The 23,870-nt window shown below is 69.0% G+C and carries 17 protein-coding genes; 15 read left to right on the top strand and 2 right to left on the bottom strand.

Features of this window, described 5'->3' with window-relative positions; genetic code table 11:
• Nucleotides 1-281 precede the first annotated feature (281 nt).
• The 8 genes from CFB41_RS24605 (at nucleotide 282) to CFB41_RS24640 (ending at nucleotide 10,177) form a co-directional block, all read left to right on the top strand.
• Nucleotides 282-902 carry a TetR/AcrR family transcriptional regulator gene (locus CFB41_RS24605; RefSeq protein WP_089458219.1) on the top strand — a complete coding sequence of 207 codons (621 nt, stop codon included), beginning with the start codon at nucleotides 282-284 and terminating at the stop codon, nucleotides 900-902.
• 234 nt (nucleotides 903-1,136) lie between these two features.
• Complete coding sequence (locus tag CFB41_RS24610) at nucleotides 1,137-2,195, top strand: NADP-dependent oxidoreductase (RefSeq protein ID WP_089458220.1); 1,059 nt, start codon at nucleotides 1,137-1,139, stop codon at nucleotides 2,193-2,195.
• Nucleotides 2,196-2,295: 100 nt separating this feature from the next.
• Nucleotides 2,296-2,595: a putative quinol monooxygenase gene (locus tag CFB41_RS24615; RefSeq protein WP_089458980.1), complete on the top strand. Its 300-nt coding sequence runs from the start codon at nucleotides 2,296-2,298 to the stop codon at nucleotides 2,593-2,595.
• Between the two features lie 135 nt (nucleotides 2,596-2,730).
• Nucleotides 2,731-3,186: a (2Fe-2S)-binding protein gene (locus CFB41_RS24620; protein WP_043183740.1), complete on the top strand. Its 456-nt coding sequence runs from the start codon at nucleotides 2,731-2,733 to the stop codon at nucleotides 3,184-3,186.
• 1 nt (nucleotide 3,187) lies between these two features.
• Nucleotides 3,188-5,410 carry a xanthine dehydrogenase family protein molybdopterin-binding subunit gene (locus CFB41_RS24625; RefSeq protein ID WP_089458221.1) on the top strand — a complete coding sequence of 741 codons (2,223 nt, stop codon included), beginning with the start codon at nucleotides 3,188-3,190 and terminating at the stop codon, nucleotides 5,408-5,410.
• A 15-nt stretch (nucleotides 5,411-5,425) separates the two neighbouring features.
• On the top strand, nucleotides 5,426-6,724 hold the full coding sequence (locus CFB41_RS24630) for a cytochrome c (protein ID WP_089458222.1): 1,299 nt from the start codon (nucleotides 5,426-5,428) through the stop codon (nucleotides 6,722-6,724).
• A 152-nt stretch (nucleotides 6,725-6,876) separates the two neighbouring features.
• The gene (locus CFB41_RS24635) at nucleotides 6,877-8,322 is read left to right on the top strand and encodes an NAD-dependent succinate-semialdehyde dehydrogenase (protein WP_089458223.1); all 1,446 of its coding nucleotides are present in this window, start codon (nucleotides 6,877-6,879) and stop codon (nucleotides 8,320-8,322) included.
• Between the two features lie 376 nt (nucleotides 8,323-8,698).
• Nucleotides 8,699-10,177: a diguanylate cyclase gene (locus CFB41_RS24640; RefSeq protein WP_089458224.1), complete on the top strand. Its 1,479-nt coding sequence runs from the start codon at nucleotides 8,699-8,701 to the stop codon at nucleotides 10,175-10,177.
• Between the two features lie 54 nt (nucleotides 10,178-10,231).
• On the opposite strand, the gene tagH is transcribed toward CFB41_RS24640, so the two are convergent.
• The gene (gene tagH / locus CFB41_RS24645) at nucleotides 10,232-11,695 is read right to left on the bottom strand and encodes a type VI secretion system-associated FHA domain protein TagH (RefSeq protein WP_089458225.1); all 1,464 of its coding nucleotides are present in this window, start codon (nucleotides 11,693-11,695) and stop codon (nucleotides 10,232-10,234) included.
• A gap of 44 nt (nucleotides 11,696-11,739) precedes the next feature.
• On the bottom strand, nucleotides 11,740-12,126 hold the full coding sequence (locus CFB41_RS24650) for a TssQ family T6SS-associated lipoprotein (protein ID WP_089458226.1): 387 nt from the start codon (nucleotides 12,124-12,126) through the stop codon (nucleotides 11,740-11,742).
• A 630-nt stretch (nucleotides 12,127-12,756) separates the two neighbouring features.
• Here CFB41_RS24650 and tssJ point away from each other — a divergent pair.
• From tssJ to tssA, 7 genes are all read left to right on the top strand, one after another.
• Nucleotides 12,757-13,272: a type VI secretion system lipoprotein TssJ gene (gene tssJ / locus CFB41_RS24655; RefSeq protein WP_089458227.1), complete on the top strand. Its 516-nt coding sequence runs from the start codon at nucleotides 12,757-12,759 to the stop codon at nucleotides 13,270-13,272.
• Nucleotides 13,269-14,687 carry a type VI secretion system baseplate subunit TssK gene (tssK, locus tag CFB41_RS24660; protein WP_089458228.1) on the top strand — a complete coding sequence of 473 codons (1,419 nt, stop codon included), beginning with the start codon at nucleotides 13,269-13,271 and terminating at the stop codon, nucleotides 14,685-14,687. Before tssJ ends, tssK begins: the two co-directional genes overlap by 4 nt.
• Nucleotides 14,688-14,702: 15 nt before the next feature.
• Nucleotides 14,703-16,025 carry a DotU family type VI secretion system protein gene (locus tag CFB41_RS24665; protein WP_089458229.1) on the top strand — a complete coding sequence of 441 codons (1,323 nt, stop codon included), beginning with the start codon at nucleotides 14,703-14,705 and terminating at the stop codon, nucleotides 16,023-16,025.
• 1 nt (nucleotide 16,026) lies between these two features.
• A complete protein-coding gene (gene tssM, locus CFB41_RS24670; protein ID WP_089458230.1) occupies nucleotides 16,027-19,653 on the top strand; it encodes a type VI secretion system membrane subunit TssM in 3,627 nt (1,208 codons plus the stop codon).
• Nucleotides 19,635-20,330 carry a type VI secretion system-associated protein TagF gene (gene tagF / locus CFB41_RS24675; protein WP_089458231.1) on the top strand — a complete coding sequence of 232 codons (696 nt, stop codon included), beginning with the start codon at nucleotides 19,635-19,637 and terminating at the stop codon, nucleotides 20,328-20,330. Before tssM ends, tagF begins: the two co-directional genes overlap by 19 nt.
• A gap of 72 nt (nucleotides 20,331-20,402) precedes the next feature.
• Nucleotides 20,403-22,760, top strand: a complete 2,358-nt coding sequence (locus tag CFB41_RS24680; protein WP_089458232.1) for a serine/threonine-protein kinase — start codon at nucleotides 20,403-20,405, stop codon at nucleotides 22,758-22,760.
• Complete coding sequence (gene tssA, locus CFB41_RS24685) at nucleotides 22,747-23,862, top strand: type VI secretion system protein TssA (protein WP_089458233.1); 1,116 nt, start codon at nucleotides 22,747-22,749, stop codon at nucleotides 23,860-23,862. The genes CFB41_RS24680 and tssA overlap by 14 nt, the downstream gene beginning before the upstream one ends.
• Nucleotides 23,863-23,870 lie beyond the last annotated feature (8 nt).

Below are 23,870 nucleotides of genomic sequence, written 5' to 3' on the forward strand. Positions count from 1 at the left end.
GAGGCGACAACGACGGTCCGGCGCATTGCACACGTGTGCAATGCCGGCCGAAACGGATCGATCACCGGCACATGCGCCGCGCGTATTTATGCGGGAGATCGATGAAACGCCTGCGACGAAACCGAGTCGGGCGTGTGACGCCGCACGCTCGGCGGAGCGGGAAGGGGAAGGTATGCAGGCGCGACGTTTGGGCGCCGGGCGGGGATCGGGTAAAGTGCCGCTCAACATGCCGGCTCGACGTTACTAGACGACCGGTCTAATCGTTGCTACCATACGCCATCATGAATGCATCTTCGGGCGCGGAAGTCCGCCAGCACATCCTGAATATCGCCAAGCCGATCATGCTCCACAAGGGGTTTTCGGCGGTGGGGCTGAACGAGATTCTCGCTGCGGCGGGCATCCCGAAGGGCTCGTTCTACCATTACTTCGGCTCGAAAGAGGCATTCGGCGAAGCGCTGCTCGAATCGTATTTCGACGGCTATCTCGCGCACCTCGACAACCTGTTCAAGCATCAGGTCGGCACGGGCGCCGAGCGCCTGATGACGTACTGGCGCAACTGGCTGCACACGCAATGCGCCGACGATCCGGAAGGCAAGTGCCTCGCGGTGAAGCTCGGCGCGGAAGTGTCGGACTTGTCGGAAGCGATGCGCGCGGTGCTGCGGCAGGGCACGAGCCAGATCATCGAGCGGCTCGCGGGCGGCATCGAGGCCGGGCTGGCCGACGGTTCGCTGAGCGGGGTCGCCGATCCGTCGCATACGGCCGCGATCCTGTACGAGCTGTGGCTGGGCGCGACGCTGCTGGAAAAGATTCACCGCAATCGCCAGCCGCTCGAAAGGGCGATGGTCGAAACGCGGCGCATGCTGAACCTGCCGCCGCTCGAGCGGGGCGGCGCGCAGTCGTAACGCGGGCGCGCATCGGCGCGCCTTGTTTTTACCCTGATTCTAGACGACTGGTCTACTCAACTTCGCATGACGAACGTGCCACGCCGCATTACGCTGTTCCGATTGATTCAACTGCATGCACGCGGCCGCGACGGCCTGAGCGCCGCCGCCGCCGCCCGCATGCCTCTCCCGCTGGTCCATCCCTGATCCGATCGTGCCCACGAAGCACGTCCATTCCTGTTGACGGAGACTCACATGCCGCAAAGCAAGACCGCTAATCGCCAGATCATCCTGAATTCGCGCCCGGTCGGCGCGCCGACGCCGGACAACTTCCGCGCCGAATCCAGTGACGTGCCGACGCCCGGCGCCGGCCAGGTGCTGCTGCGCACGGTCTGGTTGTCACTCGACCCGTACATGCGCGGCCGGATGAGCGACGCACCGTCCTATGCGCCGCCGGCCGAACTCGGCCAGCCGATGGTCGGCGGCACGGTCAGCCAGGTCGTCTCGTCGAACCTGCCGGCGTTCCGCGAAGGCGACCTGGTGGTCGCAGGCGCCGGCTGGCAGGACTATGCGTTGTCCGACGGCCAAGGTCTGATTCCGCTCGGCCGCGACTTCGCCCATCCGTCGTACGCGCTCGGCGTGCTCGGCATGCCGGGCTTCACCGCCTATACCGGCCTGCTGACGATCGGCGAGCCGAAGGCCGGTGAAACCGTGGTCGTTGCGGCGGCGAGCGGTGCGGTCGGCGCGGTGGTCGGCCAGATCGCCAAGCTGAAGGGCTGCCGCGTGGTCGGCGTCGCGGGCGGCGCCGACAAGTGCGCGTACGTGACCGATACGCTCGGCTTCGACGTGTGCGTCGACCACCGCGATCCGGCATTTGCCGCGAAGCTGAAGGAAGCGTGCCCGAACGGCATCGACATCTATTTCGAGAACGTCGGCGGGGCCGTGTTCGACGCGGTGTGGCCGCTGCTCAACGACCATGCGCGCGTGCCGGTGTGCGGGATCATCGCGCACTACAACGACGCGGCCTACGACGACAAGGCCGTGTCGACCGGCCGCGACCGCGTGCCGGCACTGATGGGCACGATCCTGCGCAAGCGCATCCGGATGCAGGGTTTCATCATCATGGATCACTATGCAACCGGCTATGCGACGTTCATGAAGGACATGAGCGAATGGGTCGCGCAGGGCAAGGTGAAGACGCGCGAGGACGTCGTCCCCGATCTCGCCGATGCGCCGGAAGCGCTGATCGGCCTGCTGGCCGGCAAGAACTTCGGCAAGGTCGTCGTGCGCGTGGGCCCCGACGAACTGGCCTGACGCGTCCGCACGACGACACACGACGATTGCACGCCGGCGTCATGCGACGCCGGCTTGTGGCATGCTCGACCCCACCATCGACGACAAGGAGAGTGACAAGATGGCGCTGCACGTAATTGCTTCCCTGTTCCTGAAGCCCGAACACGCGGCGGCCGCCGAGGCCGAACTGCGCAGCATGGTCGCGAAGACGCGCACCGAACCGGGCAACCGGCGCTACGACCTGTTCCGTGAGCAGGACGGCTCGCCGAACCTCCACCTGTACGAAATCTACGACGACCAGGCTGCGTTCGACGCGCACCTCGCGAGCCCGCATTTCGGCGAATTCCGCGCGAAGTCGGCCGACTGGTTCACCGCGCCGCCGGTCATCAAGGTGCTGTCGGGCATCGACGTCGCCGAGTAACCCCGCCGTACGCCCGTCGCGGCGCGCTCCCACCCGGGCCGCACGGCACCCGCCGCACCGCATGCGGCGGCGATGACAACACCACGCGGCGCATCGTTCGCGCCGCTTCCCCAATACACCGGCCCCGGAGGCTGAATGATCACCCTCAACATCAACGGCGAAACCCGCTCGGTCGACGCCCCCGACGACATGCCCTTGCTCTGGGTGCTGCGCGACGTCGTCGGTCTCACCGGCACGAAGTTCGGCTGCGGGATCGCGCAGTGCGGCGCGTGCACGGTGCATCTCGACGGCGTTGCCGCGCGCTCGTGCGTGCTGCCGGTCGCGGCCGTCGCCGGCCGCAAGATCACGACGATCGAAGCCGTCGGCGCGACGCCGGCCGGCCACAAGGTCCAGCAGGCGTGGCGCGAGCTCGACGTCGTCCAGTGCGGTTACTGCCAGTCGGGGCAGGTGATGGCCGCCACCGCGCTGATCGCGTCGAACCCGAACCCGAGCGACGCCGACATCGACGCGGCGATGGCCGGCAACATCTGCCGCTGCGGCACGTACAACCGGATTCGCGCGGCCGTGAAGCAAGCCGCGAAGGAGGCATGACATGTCACGAGGACTGATCGAAGCCGGTCGGGCCGGCGCGGGCGTGTCGCGCCGTTCGTTCCTCAAGCTCGGCATGTCGCTGGGCGCGGCGGCCGGCGGCGGATTGCTGCTCGGCTTCAGCATGCCGGCCGCGGGTGACGATGCGCGTCGTTCGGTGATCGGCGGCGACGCCGCCGAACCGGCTCAACCGGGCGTGTTCGCACCGAACGCGTTCGTGCAGATCGACCGCGCCGGCAAGGTCACGCTGGTGATGCCGAAGGTCGAAATGGGGCAAGGCGTCTATACGGCGCTGCCGATGCTGATCGCGGAGGAACTCGAAGTGCCGCTGTCGAGCGTGACGCTCGACCATGCGCCGCCGAACGAGAAGCTGTTCCTCGATCCGCTGCTCGGCGGCCAGCTCACCGGCGGCTCGACGTCGGTGCGCTATGCATGGGAGCCGCTGCGGCGTGCGGGCGCGACCGCGCGCACGCTGCTGGTCGCGGCGGCCGCGAAGCAATGGAACGTCGATCCGGCAGCCTGCCGCGCCGCGAACGGCGAAGTGCAGCATCCGCCGAGCGGCCGGCGCGCGTCGTACGGCCAGCTCGCCGACGCGGCGGCGAAGCTGCCGGTGCCGAAGGACGTCGCGCTGAAGCAGCCGGCGGATTTCAAGCTGATCGGCACGCCCGAGAAGCGGCTCGATTCGCCGGAGAAGGTCGACGGCACCGCGCAGTTCGGGCTCGACGTCCGCTTGCCCGGCATGCTTTACGCGGTGATCGTGAACAGCCCGGTGTTCGGCGGCACGGTCGCGAGCGTCGACGACACGGCCGCGAAGAAGCTCCCCGGCGTGCGCCAGGTCGTGCGCGTCGACAACGCGGTGGCGGTGGTCGGCGATCACACGTGGGCCGCGAAGCGCGGCGCGTCGGCGCTGGTCGTGAAGTGGAACGAGGGCGCGGGCGCGAAAGTCTCGACGAAGGATCTGTTCGCGGATCTCGCGCAGGCGGCGGCGAACGGCAAGGGCGCGGTCGCACGCAAGGACGGCGACGTCGACAAGGCGTTCGCGAATGCGAAGACGCGCGTCGACGCCGTCTACGAACAGCCGTTGCTCGCACACGCGACGATGGAACCGGTGAACTGCACGGTGCACGTGCGCGGCGACGGGTGCGAGATCTGGGTCGGCACACAGGTGCCGACGCGGGCGCGCGATACCGTGCAGCAGCTCACGGGCCTCGCGCCCGACCGGATCGTCGTGCACAACCATCTGCTCGGCGGCGGCTTCGGCCGGCGGCTCGAGACGGACATGATCGGCCAGGCCGTGAAGATCGGCAAACAGGTCAACGCGCCGGTGAAGGTGATCTGGACGCGCGAGGAAGACGTGCAGCACGACATGTACCGCCCGTGCTACCACGACAGGATCTCGGCCGGCCTCGACGCGAACGGCAAGCCGGTCGCGTGGCAGCACCGGATCGTCGGCTCGTCGATCATGGCGCGCTTCGCGCCGCCGGCGTTCCAGCACGGCGTCGATCCCGATGCGGTCGAAGTCGCGGCCGAGCTGCCGTACGACCTGCCGAACCAGTTGGTCGACTACGTGCGCCAGGAGCCGCGCCACGTGCCGACCGCGTTCTGGCGCGGCGTCGGCCCGACGCGCGGCACGTTCGTGGTCGAGAGCTTCATCGACGAACTGGCCGCGCAGACCAAGACCGACCCGGTGCAATACCGCCGCGCGCTGCTCGGCAAGACGCCGCGCGCGCTCAACGTGCTCGACGTCGCGACGAAGGCGGCCGGCTGGGGCGGCCCGGCGCTGCCGACGGGGCAAGGGCGCGGCGTCTCGGTGATGCACGCGTTCGGCAGCTTCTTCTCGATCGTCGTCGATGTGGCAGTGGACAACGGCGATGTGCAGGTGAAGCGTGTCGTGTGCGCGGTCGATTGCGGGATGGTCGTCAACCCGAACACGATCGAGGCGCAGGTGCAGGGCGGCATCATCTTCGGGATCACCGGCGCGCTGTATGGCGAGATCACGATCGAGGAGGGCCGCGTCGTGCAGAGCAACTTCACCGACTACCGGATGCTGCGGATCAACGAGACGCCGCCGATCGAGGTCCATCTGGTGAAAAGCGGCGAGGCGCCGGGCGGGATCGGCGAGCCGGGTACGGCCGCGACCGCCGCGGCGGTGGCGAACGCGATCTTCGCGGCAACCGGCAAGCGACTGCGCAAGCTGCCGGTCGGCGACCAGCTGAAGACGGCTTGAGGGGAGGAGACGACCATGAAAAACCTCACCCTGAAGACGCTCGGCACGTCGTTGCTTGCCGTGTCCGTACTGCTGGCCGGCACGGCCGCATATGCCGCGCAGGCGGCGCCGGCCGACAGCGCGCTCGTCGCGCGCGGCGCGTATCTCGCGAAAGCGGGCGACTGCGTCGCGTGCCACACCGCACCGCGCGGCACGCCGTTCGCCGGCGGCCTGAAGATGGTCACGCCGATGGGCGCGATCTACACGACCAACATCACGCCCGATCCGGAGACGGGCATCGGCGGCTATACCGAAGCCGACTTCGAAAGCGCGTTGCGCAAGGGGGTCGCGAAGGACGGTCACAACCTGTATCCGGCGATGCCGTACCCGTCGTACGCGAAGCTGAAGGACGACGACGTGAAGGCGCTGTACGCGTATTTCATGCACGGCGTCGAGCCGGTGAAGCAGGCGAACCGGCCGTCGGACATCCCGTGGCCGCTCAACATGCGCTGGCCGCTCGCGTTGTGGAACAAGGTGTTCCTCGACACGACGCCTTATGCCGACAAGCCGGCCAAGGATGCGATGTGGAACCGCGGCGCGTATCTCGTGCAGGGGCTCGGGCACTGCGGGTCGTGCCACACGCCGCGCGGTGTCGGCTTCCAGGAGAAGGCGCTCGACGAAGGCGGCGCGGCGTTCCTGTCGGGCGCGCCAATCGACAACTGGTTCGCATCGAACCTGACCGGCGAGCCCAACACGGGGCTCGGCCGCTGGAACGAGGCCGAAGTCGCGCAGTTCCTGAAGACCGGCGCGAACCGCCATGCGACCGCGTTCGGCTCGATGGTCAGCGTGATCAACCACAGCACGCAGGCGCTCACCGACGACGATCTGACCGCGATTTCGCGTTACCTGAAATCGCTGCCGGCGGCGGGCGGCACGGGCGCGCCGCCGTACAGCTACGATCCGAAGGCGACGCAGGCCGCGCTGGGCCGGCCGGCGGCCGATCCGGGCGCGAAGGTGTATAACGCTTACTGCCTGCATTGCCACGGCGCGGACGGGCGCGGTTACGCGCCGCTGCTCGCGCCGCTCGCCGGCAATCCGAACGTGCTCGAAGCCGATGCATCGTCGCTGATCAACGTGACGTTGAACGGCAGCGACACGCTCGTGATCGATGGCGTGCCGTCCGCGTATCCGATGCCGGCGTTCTCGAACCAGTTGAACGACCGGCAGATCGCCGACGTGCTGACGTTCATGCGCGCCGGCTGGAACAACGGCGCGCCGGCCGTGCAGGCGGCGGACGTCGCGAAACTCCGCAAGGCGACGGCGGCCGCGCGCTGAGCGCGGCCCCATGCGGAACGAGGGCGGGCCGGCGTGCCCGCCGTCACTGCCGCCGGGTGCGTGCCTGCGCCGGCGGCGTGGCTTTTTCTGTCAACCGGCGCGCGGCCGTTCGCGGCAGCGCGCGTTTATCGACGCAATGTAGGGGTGTCTGGATGGCTAACGTGACTTATACGGATACGCAACTGCTGATCGACGGCGAGTGGGTCGACGCCGCGAGCGGCAAGACGATCGACGTCGTGAACCCGGCGACCGGCAAGCCGATCGGCAAGGTGGCCCACGCGGGCATCGCCGATCTCGACCGCGCGCTCGCCGCCGCGCAACGCGGCTTCGAAGCCTGGCGCAAGGTGCCCGCGCACGAGCGCGCGGCGACGATGCGCAAGGCGGCCGCGCTGGTGCGCGAACGCGCCGACGCGATCGCGCAACTGATGACGCAGGAGCAGGGCAAGCCGCTCACCGAAGCGCGCGTCGAAGTGCTGTCGGCGGCGGACATCATCGAATGGTTCGCGGACGAAGGCCGCCGCGTGTATGGCCGGATCGTGCCGCCGCGCAACCTCGGCGCACAGCAGACGGTCGTGAAGGAGCCGGTCGGCCCGGTCGCCGCCTTCACGCCGTGGAATTTCCCGGTCAACCAGGTCGTGCGCAAGCTGAGCGCCGCACTGGCCACCGGCTGCTCGTTCCTCGTGAAAGCGCCGGAAGAAACCCCGGCCTCGCCGGCCGCGCTGCTGCGCGCGTTCGTCGACGCAGGCGTGCCGGCCGGCGTGATCGGCCTCGTGTACGGCGATCCGGCTGAAATCTCGTCGTACCTGATCCCGCACCCGGTGATCCGCAAGGTCACGTTCACGGGTTCGACGCCGGTCGGCAAGCAGCTCGCCGCGATGGCGGGCCTGCACATGAAGCGCGCGACGATGGAACTGGGCGGCCATGCACCGGTGATCGTGGCCGAAGATGCCGACGTCGTGCTCGCGGTGAAGGCGGCCGGCGGCGCGAAGTTCCGCAACGCGGGGCAGGTCTGCATCTCGCCGACGCGCTTCCTCGTGCACAACAGCATCCGCGACGAATTCACGCGCGCGCTGGTCAAGCATGCGGAAGGGCTGAAGGTCGGCAATGGCCTCGAGGAAGGCACGACGCTCGGCGCGCTCGCGAACCCGCGCCGGCTGACCGCGATGGCGTCGGTCATCGACAACGCGCGCAAGGTCGGTGCGAGCATCGAAACCGGCGGCGAGCGGATCGGCTCGGAAGGCAACTTCTTCGCGCCGACCGTGATCGCGAACGTGCCGCTCGAAGCGGACGTGTTCAACAACGAGCCGTTCGGCCCGGTCGCGGCGATTCGCGGTTTCGACAAGCTCGAAGAGGCGATCGCGGAAGCGAACCGTTTGCCGTTCGGTCTCGCCGGCTACGCGTTCACGCGTTCGTTCGCGAACGTGCACCTGCTCACGCAGCGCCTCGAAGTCGGGATGCTGTGGATCAACCAGCCGGCGACGCCGTGGCCGGAAATGCCGTTCGGCGGCGTGAAGGACTCGGGCTACGGGTCGGAAGGCGGGCCGGAAGCGCTCGAGCCGTACCTCGTCACGAAGTCGGTGACGGTGATGGCCGTCTGACGGTCGTCGATATCGATCGCATGCGCGGCGCTTGTTGGCGTCGCGCATGCGATCGGCGCGGGCCGGGCGGGGCGCCCGGTCTATTGCCAGCGTCTCACTCCCGCCGTTCATTCGAACGGCACCCCCTTCGGTATTTCAATATGTGTGTCACTGCGGGCGGATCGTTTCAATTCCGTCACCGGCAACGACGCGTGCCGCATCCGTCGGTGAATTGACGTCGGCGCCTTCCGCCCGATACCGTTCGGCTCACGTGACCCGCAACCTGGCAAGTACGGACTGCCCCTCGTACCCGGACGTCACACTTTTTGGTATAGCTTATCCAGAAGAAACCAGAACAACCGGTGCGTCAGCGTCGGCCCAACCTGAGAGGACACGGATGCATCCGCGGTCGGCAGCGCCGTATTACGTTGTGCTGGCAGGGACCTTGATAGCGTGCGCGCTGATGGGCCTCTGCGTGTTGCAGTTGTTCCAGAGCCGTCACGACGCGCTCGACCGCGCACGCGAGACGTCGCGAAACCTGGCGCTCGTCGCCGAGCGCGACATCGAGCGCAATATCGAGTTGTACGGCCTGTCACTGGAGGCGGTGATCCAGGGCCTTCGGCGGCCGGACGTCATGGCGGCCACGCCGGCCCTGCGGCGCGGCGTCCTGTTCGATCATGCGATGACCGCGCAATTTCTCGGCTCGATGCTCGTGCTGGATGCGGCCGGCAACATCATCCTCGATTCGGCGAACGACGTGCCGCGCCAGGGCAATTTCGGCGACCGCAAGTACTTTACGGTTCACCGGGACAATCCGAACGCCGGGCTCTACATCAGCGATCCGTTTGCATCCCGCCTGCGCGGCGGCTCGCTCAGCGTGGCGCTGACGCGCCGCGTGTCGAATCCGGACGGCTCGTTCGGCGGCATTGCACTGATCGCGGTCAATCTCGAGTATTTCCACACGCTGTTCGCCGGCCTCGCGCTCGGCTCGCACGGCGCGATCTCGCTGGTCGGCCGGGACGGCATCATGTTCATGCGCCAGCCGTACGACGAACACACCATCGGCCGCGACATCAGCCAGGCGGCGACGTTTCGCCACTTCATGACGGCGCCGGAAGGCTCGTTCACCGAGACCTCGACGATCGACCACGTGCGCCGCCTGTACTACTTCAAGACGCTGCCGCACCTGCCGCTGATCATCATGGTCGCCGAGGCGGAGCAGGACATCTACGCGGCGTGGCGGCGGCGCGCGATCATGATCGGCGCGCTGGTGGCGACGTTTGGCGCGGCGTTCATCGTGCTGTCCTTCTTGCTGGGCACCCAGCTGCGGCGCAGGATGCGGGCCGAATCGGAGCTGGTGATGCTCGCGCGCACCGACGGCCTCACCGGGCTCAACAATCGCCGCTCGTTCGGGGAAGTGCTGGACCTCGAATGGCGCCGCGCCCGCCGTGCCCGTTCGGTGTTTTCGCTGCTGTTCGTCGACGTCGACCGCTTCAAGGCCTTCAACGACACGTATGGTCACCAGGCCGGCGACGACGCGCTGGCGGCGGTTGCGCGATGCATCGGCGAGAACATCCGGCGTCCCGCGGACACCGCCGCCCGCTATGGCGGCGAGGAATTCGTCGTGATCCTGCCCGATACGCCGGCCACGGGCGCGACCGAGATCGCCGAACGGATTCGCGCGGCCATCGACGGGCTCGCGATCGAACATGCGGAAAGCGAATTCGGGCGCGTCACCGCGAGCATCGGCGTGGCAAGCTGGGATCCCGGGCAGGAAGGGGAGGTCGAGTCGGTGATCAAGGCGGCCGACCAGGCGCTGTACCACGCGAAGGAAACGGGGCGAAACAAGGTGGCCTCGCATGAAACGGGCATCTGACGCTACCGCCGGCACGCGCCGCCCGCCACCGGCGGCGGGCGTGCCGTTCGACGCTCAATGCCGGCCGCTGCCGCGGTAGCTTTCCACTTCCGCGTCGTACGCGGCCAGAAACGCCTTGCCGAACACCGACGCGAAATCGTCCTCGATCGCGAACACCGTGTCGCGATGGGTCGCCGCGTAGCGATCCCACATCCTCGCCTTGTACAGCACGGGCACGCGCTTCTCGTACCAGCGCATCGCGTCGTCGCGCTCGCGCAGCCGTTGCGGCGAAAAGCGCGTCAGCAGGTCCATCAACGCGGCGCGCATGCCGGCGACCATGCCGATCTGGTGCGCATGCAGATCCTGGAACGCGTCGCTCACCGCGCTCTGCGGCGACATGAAGCCCGGCAGCGGCAGCCCGAACATCTGCCGCAGCACGGCACCGCCGTCCGGCAGCAGCTTCAGCGGGTTGTTCTCGCGATCGAGCAGCATCGTCATGTGCGCCTTCACCTCGCGCTTCAGGATGCTGCGCGACGACAGCAGCTCGACCGTGCCGTTCGCGAACAGCGCCAGCAACTGGCCCGCGATGTACAGCTGCTCGGCCGACCACTGATGCGACTCGGCGGCCGTATCGAGCCCCGCGCCTTCGAAGAACGCGCTCAGCAGTTCATCGGGCGTCGGCGCGCGCGCGGCAGGCGGCGCCGGTTCGTCGGCCGGCTGCGTAGGCGTATCGGCCGCGCGCGCGGCAGCGGGCTGCACCCGTACGTGTTGGGTCCACTCGGGCGCATGGTCGGCCTGGGTCGCGGACGACGCTTCGCGTGCCGTGTTGCCGCGCTCGGCATGCGATGCCGTGCCCGATGCGCCCGATGTGCCGATATCGCCCGACGGCTGCGCGAACAGGTCGAGCGGATCGGTCGACAGCTGGTGCAGGTCGCGCTGTGAAGGGGCGGGCGGTACGGTTTGCGCCGCGCGATTCGCCGGCTGCGCAGCATCCGCCCGTGCGGGGCCGCCGGGTCGCGTACCGGTGTCCGCCGCCTTGCCGCGGGGCGCGAGACGATCCTGGAGCAGCCCCCACAGCCGGTTGCCGGCGCCTTTCGTATCGATCCGCGAAGACGATGCGGGCGAGGGTGCCGCCGACGTTCGCGCCTGCGGCGGCGGATCGACGTGCACGCCGGTCTCGGTCGCCATGTCGATGACCGGCGCATCGTCGCCAGAGCCGCCGTCGTCACGTTCGGCGCGCAGCACGTACGGCCCGATGCGGATGATGTCGCCGGTATTGAGCGGGCGCTCCTGCGCATAGCCGACCGGCTCGCGGTTCACCTCGATCGTCGAGACGCTGCTCAGGTTCTTCAGCAGGCACGCGTCGTCGCCGACCTGCAGCAGCGCCTGCAGCCGCGAGATCTGCCGGGTGTCGTCGCGCAACACGAGATGGTTGTCGCTGGCCCGGCCGATGGTGCCGCCGGGCGGATGAAACACGACGGCGTCGTAGGAGTCGTTTTCGACCGGCTCGCCGGCATGTTCGATCACGATCAGTTGCATGTCATACGTCGCTCGGTGAAGCGCTCGCGTGGACGCCGGTTCGTTCAGGATGACGACGCATGCCTGCGGCGCGCGAATTCGAACGCGGGCCCCCAGATCGGATGCCCCTTCTCGGCAGGGGACAAGTCGAAGCGCGGGTTGAGGTCGAGAATTTTCGAGAACTCGGCGCGGCACGGCGTGATGCGGTTCGTCACGCAATAGCTGAACGCGAGAAGCTTGTGCGCGGCCACCTGCGTGTCGGGGTCGGCGCCGTCGATCTCCTTCGCATGGCTCAGCAGTGCGATCGTGCGCCCGTAGTCGCCGCCGTCGTATGCGGCGCGCGCGCTGTCGAGCGTCGCGCGTGCAGCCGACTGTGTCGGGGACGTACTGCACCCGCCGGCCCCCAGCAACAGTGCGCCGAGAAAAAGAACGAGCGATGAACGACCTTTCATTATTGAAATTAAAAATTGGCGTAATTGGAAGGTGGCACACAAGCGCTGTTGGATTCTAGTGCCAATCATCGGCACCCAACCGGCCGTTACGTTTTGTTTCATTTCGGCAATCCGCTTCCACCTGAATGCAGAATCGACTACGAATCTCCGTGCTTGTGAAACCGGAAAAACGGCCTATAGTTCGCTGTGTTTTTCGGATTCATCAGTTGTTTGGTCAGCGCACGTCAATGCACGAAAAACGGTGCCGTCCGTTCGTGCGAAACGAATAGCCTGCCACACCACCTCCGTCGCGAGCGTCCCTTGCCCGGCGGGTGGCTGGCTTGCGCCCCGCGTCCATCCGACAGGTGTCCACGCCATGGAACCGGGCCGCCCGCGTGCACCGGCCGGATTAACTTTTGCCATTAATTTACCAATCCCGATTCAATTGCCCATCATCTCGCCAAAGCGACTTTCAAAAATCATTAATGATATGACCCGGCTTTTTACAAGAATAATTTGCCGACACGAATTGCAATGGATGGATATGCCGGTTACACAATTACCGATCAATTAATTGTCCCTTTTTCAATCAGGTCATCCGGTTTCGAAGTCGAAAACCGGCGCACGGCTATTGGGTGGCGAGGGTGGAATATGCAATGGCGGTCGAGCAGTTTCATCGTATGGGGATGCGTGATGCTGTTGCCGGGGTGCGGTGCGACGGAGCACGCCGCGGCGGTGCCGTACGCGATCACCGTTGACGTTGCGCCGGACGTCAACCCTGACCTGAACCGCAAGCCTTCGCCGATCGTGCTGAAGGTGTTCCAGCTCCGCGCGGCGGCGTCGTTCGACAGCGCGGATTTCTTCTCGCTGCAGGACAAGCCGGAAAACGTGCTCGGCGCGGACCTGCTCGGCACCGACCGCGTGATCCTGCGGCCGGGCGAATCGCGCACGCTGCACTATCGCGGCAACGTCGAGGCCGGCGCGATCGGCGTGGTCGCCGAATACCGGATGCTCGACAAGAACCGCTGGCGGCTGACGGTGCCGCTGCCGCGCGCGAAGCAGCTCAATCTCTACAAGTTCTGGCAGACGTCGCCGGGCGAGCTGAAGCTGTCGATCGCCGTCCGCAACGGCGGCGTCGCGCTGAACGATGCGAAGGGGCGCCCATGACCGAACCGACGATGTCCGCGACGCCGGTCGCGGCGCTCCGCCAGCGGGTGGTGTGGACCGAGGGGATGTTCCTGCGGCCGCAGCATTTCCAGCAGCTCGAACGGCACTGGGAACGCTACGTCGCGCTGCGCTGCCTGCCGCTGCAAGGCTTCTACTGGGGCTTCGACACGCTGGAACTCGATCGCGAGCAACTGGCGCTCGGCAAGGTCGCGCTGCGCACCGCATCGGGCGTGATGCGCGACGGCACGCCGTTCGACCTGTCCCATCCGGACGATCTCCCCGAGCCGCTCGACGTGCCGGCCAATGCGAAGGACCAACTCGTCGTGCTTGCACTGCCGCTGTGGCGTGGCGGCGGCGAGGAGGTGTCGTTCGGTGCGGGTGCACGTGCAAGCGGCGCCAATGCCGCGAGCGGCGCAAGCGGTGCAAATGGCAGCGCCGACGTCGCGCGCTACGTCGTCCGCGAATACGAAGTGGCCGACGCGAACGCGGTCGCGCTCGGCCCCGCGCTGCTGCAGACGGGCCGCCTGAACGTGCGGCTGATGCTCGACGCCGAGCTGACCGGCGACTGGCACGCGCTCGGCGTCGCGCGGATCGTCGAGCGGCGCACCGACGCGCGGCTGCTCGTCGACGACGGCTACATTCCGCCGCGCCTCGTCGCGCAGCACGACGCCGTGCTGCTGGCGTATGCGCGCGAGCTGCACGGGCTGCTCACGCAACGCAGCGAAGCGCTCGCGGCGCGGCTGTCGGAGCCCGGGCGCGGCGGCGTGTCGGAAGTCGCGGATTTCCTGCTGCTGCAGCTGGTGAACCGCTATCTCGCGCTGACCTGGCACGCGCAGCAGCACGTGTCCACGCACCCGGAGGCGCTGTTCTGCGACTGGCTGAAGCTCGCCTGCGACCTGAGCACGTTCACGGCGGCCGGCCGGCGCCCGCAGTCGCTTGCGGTCTACGTGCACGACGACCTGCGCACGAGCTTCGCGGAGCTGATGACCGAGCTGCGCCGGTCGCTGTCGACGGTGCTCGAGCAGAACGCGATCCAGATCGAGCTGCGCGATGCGGGCAACGGCATCCGCGTCGCGACGCTGGCCGACCCGGCGCTGCGCGACACGGCCGGCTTCGTGCTCGCGGTGCGCGCGGACGTGCCGGCCGACAGCCTGCGCGCCCGGTTTCCCGCGCAGGCGAAGCTCGGGCCGGTCGAGCGGATCCGCGATCTCGTGCAGCTGCAGCTGCCGGGCATCACGATGCGCCAGTTGCCGGTCGCGCCGCGGCAGATCCCGTATCACGCGGGCCATACGTACTTCGAGATCGACAAGGGCAGCGACCTGTGGAAGCAGCTGGCGCGCTCCGGCGGTCTCGCTTTCCATTTCGCCGGCGAATTCCCTGGGCTCTCGATGGAATTCTGGGCGATACGCGGGTAAGGGCGGGGCGACGCGATGAATTCCTCCTCCGATTCGATCTCCCCCGGCGCCGGCGGATTCGTGCCGCCGAATCCGGGCGGCATGCATCCGGCCGCGGCGGGCGCGGCCGGCCCGACCGCGACGCAGCCGCGCCCGGGGCGCTGGGCCGCGAGCGGCACGAACCCGCTCGTCGCGGCCGCAAATCCGTTGCTCAATCTGGTGCCGCAGATCCGCTCGACCGTCCATCACCCGAACCCCGCGTGGCTGCGCGAGCATCTGGTGGTCGAGATCCGCCAGTTCGAGGCGCGGGCGCAGGAGGCCGGCGTGCCGTCGGAAGCGATCATCGGCGCGCGCTACTGCCTGTGCACGGCGCTCGACGAGGCGGCCGCGCTGACGCCGTGGGGCGGCAGCGTGTGGTCGTCGCACAGCCTGCTCGTGTCGTTCCACAACGAGACGTGGGGCGGCGAGAAATTCTTCCACCTGCTCGAACGCCTGTCGCAGCAGCCGCGCCAGCATCTCGACCTGCTCGAGTTGCTGTATTTCTGTCTCGCGCTCGGCTTCGAGGGCCGCTATCGCGTGCTCGACAACGGCCATGCGCAGCTCGACGCGCTGCGCCATCAGCTCGCGCTGACGATCCGTTCGGTGCGCGGCGAATTCGAACCGGCGCTGTCGCCACACTGGCGCGACGTCGTCACGCGCGATGTCGCGCGCCGCTTCGGCGTGCCGCTGTGGGTGTGCGTGGCGCTCGCGCTGCTGATCGGCTTCGGCGTGTTCGTCGGGCTGCGGATCGCGCTCGCCGGGCATTCGGATCGGCTGTTCGCGTCGATCGACGCGCTGCACGTGCCGAAACTGCAGCCCGCGCAGGCGCCGCCGCGCCCGGCCCAGGCGCCGCGCATCGCGAAGTTCCTGGAACCGGAGATCGCGGCCGGCCTGGTGGCGGTGCGCGACCAGGCCGACCGCAGCGTGATCGTGCTGCGCGGCGACGGGGTGTTCAAGTCCGGCTCGACGTCGGTGATCGACCGCTACGTGCCGGTGCTCGCGCGCGTGGCCGATGCGTTGAACAAGGTGCCCGGCAACGTCCGCGTGACCGGCTATACCGACGACACGCCCGTGCATACGGCGCGCTTCGCATCGAACTGGGACCTGTCGCGCGAACGCGCGGAAGCCGTGCGCGGGATGATCGCCGCGCGGCTCGACCATCCGGAGCGGCTCGCGGCGGAAGGGCGCGGCACGCTCGATCCGGTCGCGCCGAACGATTCGCCGGCGGACCGCGCGCTGAACCGCCGCGTCGAGATCACGCTGCTGCCGGCGCCCGGCAATGCCGCCGTCGGCGCGAGCGCCACGCAGGGAGCCAACTGACATGAACCAGGCTGTCGCGCGTTTCGTCCGGCCGTTGCCGTCGCGGGAGATCTGGACCTTCGCCGGTCTCGTCGTGCTCGCGTGCTTCGTGTGGCTCGCGGGGCCGCTGTTCGCGTTCGCCGAAGCCCGGCCGCTCGAAAGCGGCTGGGCGCGCGGGCTCACGATCGCGGTGCTGTTCATCGCGTGGGGCGCACGCGTCGCGTGGCGCAGCTGGCGCGCCGGCCGGCTCAACGCGCAGTTGCTGAACCAGCTGCGCGAGGCCGCGCCCGGGCCGGCCGTCGCCGACGATCCGGCGAAAGCGCAGCTCGACGAGTTGCGCAGCCGCTTCGACGAAGCCGCTTCGCTGCTGAAGAAAGTGCGCTTCGGGCAGGCCGATACCGTGCGCAAGGGCTTGCCGCGCTGGTTCGACCGGATGTCGCGCCAGTATCTGTATCAGTTGCCGTGGTACGTGTTCATCGGCGCGCCGGGCTCGGGCAAGACCACCGCGCTCGTGAATTCCGGGCTCAGTTTTCCGCTGGCCGAGCAGTTCGGCCGCGCGGCGATCCGCGGCGTGGGCGGCACGCGGCATTGCGACTGGTGGTTCACGAACGACGCGGTGCTGATCGACACGGCCGGCCGCTACACGACGCACGAGGGCAACCGCGCGCTCGACGAGGCCGAATGGAAAGGCTTCGTCGACCTGCTGAAGAAGTACCGCACACGGCAGCCGCTGAACGGCGCGATGCTGACGATCAGCGTGGCCGACCTGCTCGGCGCGTCGGAAGCCGAACGCACGCAGCACGCGATGGTGCTGCGCAAGCGGCTGCTCGAGTTGCGCGCGCAGCTCGGCATCCGCTTTCCCGTGTACCTGCTCGTGACGAAGGCCGACCTGCTCGCGGGCTTCGCCGAATATTTCAGCCACTACGGCCGCGCCGAATGCGCGCAGGTGTGGGGTTTCACGTTCCCGCTCGCGCAGAGCGAGGCGCCGGGCTTCGACCTGCGGGCGGCATTCGACCGCGAATACCGGCTGCTGCACCAGCGGCTGAACGACGGGCTGCCCGAACTGCTCGCCGCGCAGACCGACGCGCGCCAGCGCGAGATGACCTACCTGCTGCCGCAGCAGATCGCCGACCTGCAGGACATGCTCGGCCAGTTCGTCGCCGAGGTGTTTTCCGTGTCGAGCTACGAGCCGATGCCGATGCTGCGCGGCGTCTACCTGACGAGCGGCACGCAGGAGGGCACCGCGTTCGATCGCGTGATGAGCGGCATCAAGCGCTTCCTGAAGATCGAGGGCGTACCGCCGGTCGCGCAGGTCGGCTCGACCGGGCGCAGCTTCTTCCTGAAGTCGTTGCTGCAGGAGCACATCTTCCGCGAGGCCGCGCTCGCCGGCAGCGACCTGCGCTGGCACCAGAAGCGGCGCGTGCTGCAGATCGCCGGCTACGTACTGCTCGCGCTGGCGTGCGTGGCCGTGCTGTTTGCGTGGCTGCGCAGCTATTCGAACAACCGCGCGTATCTCGACCAGATCGGCGCGCGTGTGCCGGCCGTCGATGCGCAGATCGCCGGCGCGAAATTCTCCGATGCGGCCGACGTCGCCCGCCTGCTGCCCGTGCTCGACGCGCTCGGCAACCTCGCGAATGCTGGCGGCGTCGACCTGCAGCATCCGCCGCTCGCATACCGGTGGGGGCTATTCCAGGGCGAGAAGATCGACGAAGCCGTCGACGCCGTGTACCGGCGCGCGCTCGAAGACGTGCTGCTGCCGATCGCCGCGAGCCGGATGGAGGCGGCGCTGCGCGACGCACGCCCCGACGAGACCGAATACGCGTATGCGGCGCTGAAGGCGTACCTGATGCTGTACGACAGCGCGCACTACGATCCCGCGTTCGTGCAGGCCGTCGTCGACCTCGAGATGGAACGCGCGCTGCCGCCCGATTTCTCGCCGGCCGAACGCGCCGCGCTGCGTGCGCATCTTGCCGCGCTGTTCGGCAACCGGGTCGCGGTGTCGCCGTATCCGATGAACGAGCGGCTCGTGGCCGACGTGCGCGACCGGCTGCGCCAGGTGCCGTTCTCGCAGCGGCTGTACCGTCAGATGACGATGACGCTGCGGCCGGCCACGGCCGCGTTCGACTTCAGCGTCGCGCGGGCGGTCGGCCCCGACGCATCGCTGGTGTTCCGACGGCAGAGCGGCAAGCCGCTGTCGGAAGGCGTGCCGGGGCTCTATACGCGCAACGGCTATCGCAACGTGTTCGCGCCGCGCCTGGCCGGCGAGGTCGACGCGTACGGGCGCGAGGAAGTGTGGGTGCTGAACCTCGGGCTGTCCGAGATTCCCGGCCCGAACGACGCGGCCGCGTGGGCGCGCGATATCCGCCAGCTCTACCTGAACGACTACCTGAAGATCTGGGACGACTATCTCGCCGACATCAAGCTGCAGCGCACCGCGACGCTCGCACAGAGCATCCAGGTGGCGCGCGCGCTGTCGTCGGCCGATTCGCCGCTCACGCGGCTGATGGTGGCGCTCGCACGCGACACCGCGCTCGGCGATGCACCGGGCGGGGCGCGCAATCTCGCGGCGCAGGCGCAGGACAAGGTCGACGAGGCGCGCAGCTCGCTGTCGCAGATCTTCGCGGGCCAGGGCAGCAATGCGAGCGCGTCCGCGGCGGCGCCCGCGAGCGCCGAGCAGATCGTCGACAGCCACTTCGCCGGGCTGCGTGCGTTCGCGCCCGGCAGCGGCGACCAGGCGTCGGCATTCAACGACGTGCTGAAGTCGATCGACGCGCTGTACACGTACCTGACGGCCACCGACGACGCACTGAGGAGCGGCGCGCAGCCGCCGCCGTCCGATGCGCCCGCGAAGCTCCGTGCGCAGGCCGGCCGCCTGCCGACACCGTTCCGCGAAGTGCTCGACGACCTGTCGAACGTCGCGAACGGCAGCGTGGCGACCGTCGAGCAGCGCAGCGTCGCGACCCGGGCCGGTGCGAACGTCGGCGACTTCTGCCGGCAGGCGATCGCGGGCCGCTATCCGTTCGCGCGCGGCGCGTCGCGCGACGTCGCGCCGGCGGATTTCGCGCAGATGTTCGCGCCCGGCGGCCTGATGGACGACTTCTTCCAGAAGAACCTGCAGTCGATCGTCGATACGTCGTCGCACCCGTGGCGCTTCGCGAACCGCAATGCGGACGCCGATCCGTCGGCCGCCGCGATGCTGGCGTCGTTCGAGAAGGCGGCGGTGATCCGCGACGTCTACTTCGGCGGCGGCGCGCGCACCGCCCAGCTGAAGGTACAGATCCAGCCGCTCGAAATGGACCCGTCGATCACGGAGATGGTGCTCGACGTCGACGGACAGATCGTCCGCTACGCGCACGGCCCGCTCGTGCAGAGCGCGGTGAACTGGCCGGGCCCGCGCGGCAGCAACCAGGTGCGGCTGCAGGTGTCCGGGCAGGCGGGCGCGACCGACGGCTTCTCGACCGACGGGCCGTGGGCGCTGCACCGGCTGTTCGACCGCGCGGGGGTGTCGGCCGGACGCGGCTCGGACCAGATGATTGCGCGCTTCACGGTCGACGGCAAACCGATCGTGCTGCAAGTGAATGCGGGCAGTGTCCGCAACCCGTTCAGGCTGCCCCAGATGGAGTCCTTTACATGCCCGCCGAAGCCATGAGCCCGACACCGCCGTTCACGCGTACCGACGGCGATGCGCCGGCCTGGTACGGGAAGATTCCCGGCGCCGGCGACTTCGTCAACAGCCGGCTGCCGCATGCGCTCGCGCTGTGGTGGGAGCGCTGGCTCCAGCAGGGCATGGCCGCGATGCGCCAGCGCGGCGCGGACGAGATCGAGCGCCACTACACGGTCGCGCCGGTCTGGAATTTCCTGATTCCGGCGGGCGCGGGGGCGTCGTGCATTCAGCCGGGCTGCCTCGCGCCGAGCTGCGACCGCGTGGGGCGCTACTACCCGGTGATCGCCACGCTGCCGATGCGCGCCGCCGATTACTGGAACGGGCTGCCGGATGCTGCCGACACTTTCTACTGGCAGGTCGGCCAGGCGCTGCTCGACACGATCCGGCATGCCCGCGCGCCCGGCGATCTCGAGCAGATGCTGGTGCGCGTGCGGCTCACGCCGGGTGACGACACCTACGCCGACATCGTCGACGGCATGCCGGCGCCGCCGCCGGAACGGCCGGCCCCGGCCGCGTGGCCGGGACTGTCCGGCTATTTCGATCCGCACGGCGGCACCAGTTTCTGGTGGACCAACCGCGCGGACGGATCGCCGCTGCGCACGCACGCGCATACGGGCACGCCCGACAACGCGCTGTTCCTGACGCTGTTCGGCGGCAACTAGCGACCCGGCTGACGGACGGCGGGCCGCCGGGTGCGGCGGGTGGAAAGGACGCGGTTTCGAGAGGTGGTGGAGATGAAGGACGCTGGATCGAGAGACAACGAGCACGACACGGCGACACGCGGCGACGCATCCGAATTCACGGTGCGGCCGCTGCCGCTCGGCCATCGCCTGGGCGAACTGCAGCTCGACGAGGTGCTGGGCATCGGCGGCTTCGGGATCGTCTATCGCGCATTCGACCGCACGTTGCGGCGCGCGGTCGCGATCAAGGAATACATGCCGTCGATGCTGGCCACGCGCGGCGGCGACTACACGGTGTCGCTGCGCTCCGAGCGGTTCGCGCAGGCCTTCGACGCCGGTCGCGGCGCGTTCCTCAACGAAGCGCGCCTGCTCGCGCAATTCGATCATCCGGGGCTCGTCAAGGTCCTGCATTTCTGGGAAAGCCACGGCACCGCGTACATGGTGATGCCGTTCTACGAAGGGCGCACGCTCAAGCAGCTGCTCGACGGCGGGATGCGGATCAGCGAGACGCAGTTGCGCAGTATCGTCGCCGCGCTGCTCGGCGCGCTCGACACGCTGCATCGCGCGCAGTGCTTCCATCGCGACGTCGCGCTCGACAACGTGCTGATCCGCCCGAACGGCAGCGCGATCCTGCTCGACTTCGGCGCGGCGCGCAAACGGATCGGCGACCTGGTCGACGACGGCGCGATGATGATCAAGCCCGGCTACGCGCCGATCGAGCAGTACACCGACGATCCCGCGTTCAGCCAGGGGCCGTGGACGGACCTCTATGCGCTTGGTGCGGTGATGCACGCGATGATCACCGGCGAGCTGCCGCCCGCGGCCGTCGTGCGCAGCATCAAGGACACGTACCGGCCGCTCGCGACGCGCGAGCTGCCGGCCGGCGAGGTGTACAGCCCGGCGTTTCTCGCGGCGGTCGATCATGCGCTGCAGTTGCGGATCCCGGATCGGCCGGAATCGGTCGCGGCGTTCGCGGCGGAGCTCGGGTTGCGGGATGTCGGCACGGGGGGCGGGTATGGTGCGGCGGTCGTGCCGCCGGTGGGTGATGCGGGCAGGAGCGGGGACGGGAAGGGTGAGGCGTCTGCTGCGTCCGGCTTGGCGTCCGCTGCTGCTGCGGCTTCGATCGGCGCGGGCGGGACCGCTTCGGGCAACGCTGCGCCGGATGGGCGGGCGTCGACAGCCGGTGGTGCGGATCATGGGTCTGCGCCTAAGGATACGGCATCCGCATCGTCTGGCGTGTCCGGCGCCGAGCTGGAGGCCGATACGCGTTCGACGTCCAGAACCGTCGCGCAAGGCGCCGCCGTTGCGGCTGCAGGCTCGCTCGCAGCGTCTGCTGCATCGCATGCGTCTCAATCGTCTGCGAAACCGGTTGAAAAACCGGTCGAATCCGAAACGCCGACCGGAGACGTCGAACGCGCGAAAGAAGCGCCCGCTGCACGAACCGACACACACGACGCAGCCGGTACGCGATCAGCGAATACGGCCTCGGACATCGGCGCGCAAGGTGCAGCCGGTTCCGGCAACGCGAACGCATCCGCGGCTGCCGGCGCCGCCGCCTCGACCGCACCGCATCCCGCCGCATCGGCGTCGTCATCCGGCGGCGCATCCGGGCCGACCGGCGCCCAACGCGGCCACGCTCCGCCTGGATCGCGCCACCGCCGCGTGCCTGTCTACGTCGGTAGCGCGCTCGTTGCGTTGATCGCCGTCGGTCTCGCGGCGACTTATCTGTCGCGTCCCGCCCGCGTCGCCGACGAAGCCGCACCGGTCGCGAGCCAGCCGCAGGCCGGCACGTCACCGCCCGCGAGCACGCCGGGCGCCACGCTGGCCCAGCAAGGGCCGACACCGACCGTCGTGCCGCCGTCCAGCCTGCCGGCCGGATCGTCCGCGCAGGTTCCGCCGCCCCCCGTCGCCGCAGCGCCGGCCAGCGCGCCTGCCGTCGAGGCCGCCACGCCCGCGCCGCAGGTTGCGACCACCGTAACGAACCCGGCTCCGTCGCCGTCGGGCTCCAGCTCGGGCATCGCCCCCGCCGGCAGCCTCGATTCGTCGGAACGCGTCGTCAACGTGCCGCCGTCGGAAGCGGCAGCCACACCGGCGACTGCGCCCACACCAGCACCGAAGGCGCCGTCGGAGGCCGCGACTGCCGTCGCCACCGTCAACGCACCAACGGTCGAGTCGCAGCCGCGTCCGCCGAAGGCGCAGGAAACCGTGCAGGTGCGTTTCAACGTGCGGCCATGGGGCGACGTCTACGTGAACGGCGCGCGGCGCGGCGCAAGCCCGCCGCTGCGTTCGGTATCGCTGACGCCGGGCGTCTACGTGATCGAGATCCGCAACGGCACGCTGCCGCCGTTGCACCGCACCGTGGCGATCGACTTCGGCAGCAAACCGGTCAACATCGACTATGCATTCGAATGACGTCAGCCAGGCGGCGCTGGCCGCCGCCGCATATGCCACGGTGCCGCCCGGCCTGCCGGCGACGCCGCGTGCCGACCTGATCGGCCAACTGCTCGCGGATGTCGCGCCCGATGCGCCGTGCGGCGCGAATCTCGAATACGACGCCGAGTTCCTGCAACTGCAGGAGCGCGCGACGCCGCGTGCCGAGCAGCAATACGGCGACACCGTGATCCCGGCCGAAGCGCCCGACTGGCGCGCGGTCGAGCGGCTCGCGCTGGCGCTGTCGGCGCGCACGAAGGATCTGCGCGTCATCGCCTGTCTCGCACGAAGCTGGATCGAGCAACACGGTATTCCAGGCTACGCGGACGCGCTCGCGCTCGTCGCAAACCTGCTCGAACGCCGCTGGGACGACCTGCATCCGCGGCTCGACGCGGACGGCGAACCGGACCCGACATTGCGGATGAACGCGCTCGCCGAGATAGCCGGCGCACATGACTGCGCGCGCGCGGCGCGCCGCCAGCCGCTGTTCGACGGCGGGCCGAGCGTGCGCGACGCCGAGCGGCTGCTCGACGGCCGCGACGACACCGGCAGCCCCGTGGCGGGCAGTCGCGACAGCCTGCTGGCTGCGCTGTCGGCCGCGGGCGGCGACGGCACGACGCCGCTCGACGCGGCGCGCGCGGCACTGCGCTCGCTGGAGGCGATCCGCGTGGGCGTGACGGACAAGCTGGGCCGCGAATGGGCGCCCGACGAAGGCGATGCGGAGAAAGCGCTGCAACGGATCGTGCGCGAAGTGCCGCGGCCCGAGCCGCAACCGGCGTCGCCCGACATGCAGCAGGCCGCGCCCGGCGACACGTCGCAGCCCGGCACGGCCGCAACCGCGCCGGCGGCCATACCGAACGCGCACGCGTGGCGCGATGCCGAGGTCACGAGCCGCGACGACGTGCGCATCGGCCTCGACAAGATGTGCCGCTATTTCGAGCAACACGAGCCGAGCCATCCGGCGCCGCTGCTGCTGCGGCGCGCGCAGCGGCTGCTCGCGCTCGACTTCTACGAAATCATCCGCGAGCTCGCGCCGGAGAGCCTGCCGAAGCTGGATCTGCTGAGCGGCGAGCGGAGCGAATGAAACGAGTG

The sequence above is a fragment of the Burkholderia sp. AU33803 genome (genome assembly GCF_002223095.1).
In the GTDB taxonomy this organism is placed as follows: Bacteria; Pseudomonadota; Gammaproteobacteria; order Burkholderiales; family Burkholderiaceae; genus Burkholderia.

Coding starts and splice junctions, on each gene's coding strand:
- CFB41_RS24605 (WP_089458219.1), top strand. CDS start 282: ATGAATGCATCTTCGGGCGCGGAAGTCCGCCAGCACATCCTGAATATC.
- CFB41_RS24610 (WP_089458220.1), top strand. CDS start 1,137: ATGCCGCAAAGCAAGACCGCTAATCGCCAGATCATCCTGAATTCGCGC.
- CFB41_RS24615 (WP_089458980.1), top strand. CDS start 2,296: ATGGCGCTGCACGTAATTGCTTCCCTGTTCCTGAAGCCCGAACACGCG.
- CFB41_RS24620 (WP_043183740.1), top strand. CDS start 2,731: ATGATCACCCTCAACATCAACGGCGAAACCCGCTCGGTCGACGCCCCC.
- CFB41_RS24625 (WP_089458221.1), top strand. CDS start 3,188: ATGTCACGAGGACTGATCGAAGCCGGTCGGGCCGGCGCGGGCGTGTCG.
- CFB41_RS24630 (WP_089458222.1), top strand. CDS start 5,426: ATGAAAAACCTCACCCTGAAGACGCTCGGCACGTCGTTGCTTGCCGTG.
- CFB41_RS24635 (WP_089458223.1), top strand. CDS start 6,877: ATGGCTAACGTGACTTATACGGATACGCAACTGCTGATCGACGGCGAG.
- CFB41_RS24640 (WP_089458224.1), top strand. CDS start 8,699: ATGCATCCGCGGTCGGCAGCGCCGTATTACGTTGTGCTGGCAGGGACC.
- tagH (WP_089458225.1), bottom strand. CDS start 11,695: ATGCAACTGATCGTGATCGAACATGCCGGCGAGCCGGTCGAAAACGAC.
- CFB41_RS24650 (WP_089458226.1), bottom strand. CDS start 12,126: ATGAAAGGTCGTTCATCGCTCGTTCTTTTTCTCGGCGCACTGTTGCTG.
- tssJ (WP_089458227.1), top strand. CDS start 12,757: ATGCAATGGCGGTCGAGCAGTTTCATCGTATGGGGATGCGTGATGCTG.
- tssK (WP_089458228.1), top strand. CDS start 13,269: ATGACCGAACCGACGATGTCCGCGACGCCGGTCGCGGCGCTCCGCCAG.
- CFB41_RS24665 (WP_089458229.1), top strand. CDS start 14,703: ATGAATTCCTCCTCCGATTCGATCTCCCCCGGCGCCGGCGGATTCGTG.
- tssM (WP_089458230.1), top strand. CDS start 16,027: ATGAACCAGGCTGTCGCGCGTTTCGTCCGGCCGTTGCCGTCGCGGGAG.
- tagF (WP_089458231.1), top strand. CDS start 19,635: ATGCCCGCCGAAGCCATGAGCCCGACACCGCCGTTCACGCGTACCGAC.
- CFB41_RS24680 (WP_089458232.1), top strand. CDS start 20,403: ATGAAGGACGCTGGATCGAGAGACAACGAGCACGACACGGCGACACGC.
- tssA (WP_089458233.1), top strand. CDS start 22,747: ATGCATTCGAATGACGTCAGCCAGGCGGCGCTGGCCGCCGCCGCATAT.